Genomic DNA, 3,147 nt, shown 5'->3' with positions numbered 1-3,147 from the left:
TCTGGCCCAGGGGCTGCTGACCGAGCTGCACGATCGGCTGCGCCGGCAGGTGCGCGTGAAAGAGGGCCGCGATCCGGAGCCGAGCGCCGGGATCATCGACTCCCAGTCGGTCAAGGCCGACGCCGTGGTCGGCGCCGACTCGCGTGGATTCGACGGCGGCAAGAAGATCAACGGGCGCAAGCGGCACCTGGTCACCGACTGCCTCGGGCTGCTGCTGGTGGTCCTGGTGACCGCGGCCTCCACCACCGACCGCGACGCCGCGAGCGCACTGCTGCCACGCCTGCGCAAGAGGTACTTTCGCTTGAAGCTGGTCTGGGCCGACAGCAGCTACAGCGGAGCGCTGGTGGAATGGGCCGCCGCCGCACTCCGCATGGTGCTGCAGGTGGTCAAGCGCGCCGAGAACACGGCGGGTTTCAAGGTGCTGCCGCGCTCGAGATCTGTCAAGCACAGTGCACTCATGGAGTCTGTTGCCGTGCTGTTTCGGCGGTCTCGGTCCAGATGCGGCGGCTGTACCAGCCGGGCGGACGTGTCCGGCGTTCGCGGAGTTCGGCGAGTTCTCGCTGGTCGGCGTGGGCGATGAGCCGGTGGGGCCAGCAGCTCTCCCGGCGGGTGGTGATCCAGCCGCGGTTGATCCAGGCGTAGAGGGTGGAAGTGGTCATGTCCAACTCGGCGGCCAGGTGCTTGAGCCACCACTCGTCCGGGCCGGGCTCCTCGCCGGGTGGCGCGGGGCGGTGTCGGTGGATACGGCCTGCGGGGCAGGCGAGGCGGCGCATGAGGTCGCGGACGGTGGCTGCGGAGATCCGTTTGCCGCCCTTCGCGGGCCGGAAGCCCTCGGCTTCCAGGCGGTCGGCGATTCCGCTGGCGCCGATGCCCTGGCCTGTGAGTTCGCGGATTCGATCGGTCAGTTGCGAGTAGTAGCTGAGCTGTTCCAGCCGCTGGACCGGGCGGATGACCTCTCCCGCCGTAGTGGTCCCGCCGGCCCAGACAATCGTGATCTTCACCCGCTCGCTGGTGCCGAGCACAGTGACGACGACCTTGTCGACGACCGCGCGGACGATCCCCTTGCGGTCCGCTGTCGTGGTGCTGTGCGCACGCCACAATCCCTCGATGTCGCCGGCCAGGGCCGTGATGGTCTGCCGCTCGGCCGGAGTGAGGATGTGCGGACTGCTGCGGGCGAAGCGGTCGTAGTCCTCGCGGAGCCGCTGCTGGATGGCGAGTGCATCCTCCCACTCCTTCTCTAACTGGCGCACGACCAGGCGGTTCTCCGGTTCGGCGAGGTGGTGGCTGCGGCGGGCCCGGTCGGCCTCCTGCGCGGCTCGTTCCAGCCGTTGCGACCACAGCAGTTCCAGCTCGGCCCGCTCGGCCAGGACCTGGTCGGCCGCGCGGAGAGACACCTCGACGGCGGCGGGCGTCAGTGCCGCGAGGACCTGCTGCTCGACGAAGGCGTCCACGCAGGCGGAGTTGAGCAGCTGGCAGCTCTTCTCCGCGCCGTAGTTGGTCATGTCCCGGGCGCACACGTATTCCGGCAGTGCCTTCCTGTGCTGGGTGTGGTAGCGCACGCTCATGCGCCGGTTGCAGCGTCCGCAGTGCACCAGCCCAGCCGCGAGAGCGGGGCCGTTGCGGACCACGCCCATGGCTTCGGCGCGGGCACGGTTGGCCGCCAGTCTCGCTTCGTTGGCCTCGAACTGGGCGACGGTGATGTAGGCGGGCAGGGCATTCGGGATCATCACATGCCATCCGTCCCGGGAGCGGACGACCCGTCCGGTGCTCGGCCGGGCCGGGTCCTGGCGGCGCGGGTCGACCCGGCGCCGCCCGTAGGCGTAGATGCCGGCATAGGCGGGGTTGTGCAGCAGGGTCTGCAGCGTCATCCGGTTCGGCCTTCGCCATTCCAGGGTGCCCTTGTCCGGTCCCTCGCGCAGCCGGATGCCCAACTGGATGTCGTGGTCGACGAGATAGCGAAGTACTGCGTGCAGCGTGCCGAGCCGTTCGAACTGTGTGAAGATCAGGCGGATGACGGTCTGCACCTGCTCGTCCGGATCAAAAGCGACCTCCCCCGACGGGCGGCGGACGTAGCCGCTGGGCAGCGGGAAGGCCAGCTCGCCGCGGCGGGCCTTGTTCAGGCGTCCGCTCCACATCCGCTGCTTGATCAGGTGAAGTTCGGCCTCGCTCATCGTTCCCTTGAGCCCCAGCAGCAGCCGGTCGTTGTACTCGGCCGGGTCGTAGACCCCGTCGGTGTCCGCCAGTACCGCACCCGACAGGGCGCACAGCTCGATCAGCTGGTACCAGTCCCTGCCGGAGCGGGCCAGCCGGGACATCTCGATCCCCAGCACGAGACCGACGTGGTCCAGCCCGATTTCGGTGACCAGACGCTGGAAGCCCGTGCGGGCGACCGCACTCGACCCCGACTTGCCCAGGTCCTCGTCGATCACCAGAACCCGGTCCGCCTGCCAGCCCAGCGCGACCGCCCGGTCCACCAGGGCGTACTGCAACCGGGTCGACTCCTGGTGGTCGACGAGCTGCTGGCGGGTGGACTGGCGGACATAGATCACTGCGAGCCGCTGCAGGTGATGGTCGTCGATCTTGCTACCGGGCCGCTCCCACGGCATTACCGAGGTCATCGCCGGTCCCGCTCACTCGCCGTCGCGGCGGCCGACAACGCGCGGCTCGCCAGCCGCACCAGCTGCCCCACCACCGCCTGCCGGCTCACCTCCGGCAGCGCCACCCACACCTGCCCGTCCGGCACCACCGGAATCGTTCTCTGGGACCGACGTCACTGTCGTCGCGCATGACGACCCATTCCCCTCGTCGCTCAGCCGGCCCCGCAACCGTCGGGCCACAGCAACCAACCGCTGCAGGCCCTCACGGCCGATTATCGGCGTCTGCTCACTGCTTTGACTATCCATAAGCGCAGTGTGCTTGGGCGATTGAGCGCACGAATGGGTGGCTGATGCGCACGCGCCGGCTGGCCCGCGACTACGAGCGCACCACCGCGGCCGCCGAGGCGATGATCTACTGGTCGATGACCGCGCTCATGATCCGCCGCCTGGCCGGACGTCAACACCGTTGCGTTTGTTCGGTCGGCGGTTCGTCAAGCGGTGATCACGACGAACGGGACCTCTGGTAGATCACTTGTGTCGAGCAAGATGA

2 protein-coding genes and 2 pseudogenes are annotated in these 3,147 nt (G+C 68.9%); 2 read left to right on the top strand and 2 right to left on the bottom strand.

Annotation, left to right across the window (positions count from 1 at the left end):
• Positions 1 to 580: transposase (locus ACFY4A_RS42405; protein ID WP_390834644.1), on the top strand; the 580-nt coding region annotated here is incomplete at its 5' end.
• 856 nt (positions 581 to 1,436) lie between these two features.
• Here ACFY4A_RS42405 and ACFY4A_RS42400 read toward each other — a convergent pair.
• Both ACFY4A_RS42400 and ACFY4A_RS42395 read right to left on the bottom strand, forming a co-directional pair.
• A pseudogene (locus ACFY4A_RS42400) lies at positions 1,437 to 2,606 on the bottom strand (recombinase family protein); the annotation flags it as partial.
• Between the two features lie 8 nt (positions 2,607 to 2,614).
• Complete coding sequence (locus ACFY4A_RS42395) at positions 2,615 to 2,743, bottom strand: hypothetical protein (RefSeq protein ID WP_263638619.1); 129 nt, start codon at positions 2,741 to 2,743, stop codon at positions 2,615 to 2,617.
• A gap of 174 nt (positions 2,744 to 2,917) precedes the next feature.
• Here ACFY4A_RS42395 and ACFY4A_RS42390 point away from each other — a divergent pair.
• Positions 2,918 to 3,124, top strand: a pseudogene (locus tag ACFY4A_RS42390) (transposase); the annotation flags it as partial.
• Positions 3,125 to 3,147 lie beyond the last annotated feature (23 nt).

Source organism: Streptomyces sp. NPDC001292, from assembly GCF_042896465.1.
Classification (GTDB): Bacteria; Actinomycetota; Actinomycetes; order Streptomycetales; family Streptomycetaceae; genus Streptomyces.
The sequence above is the reverse complement of the archived record's forward strand: the minus strand, read 5'-3'. Positions and strand labels throughout refer to the sequence as shown.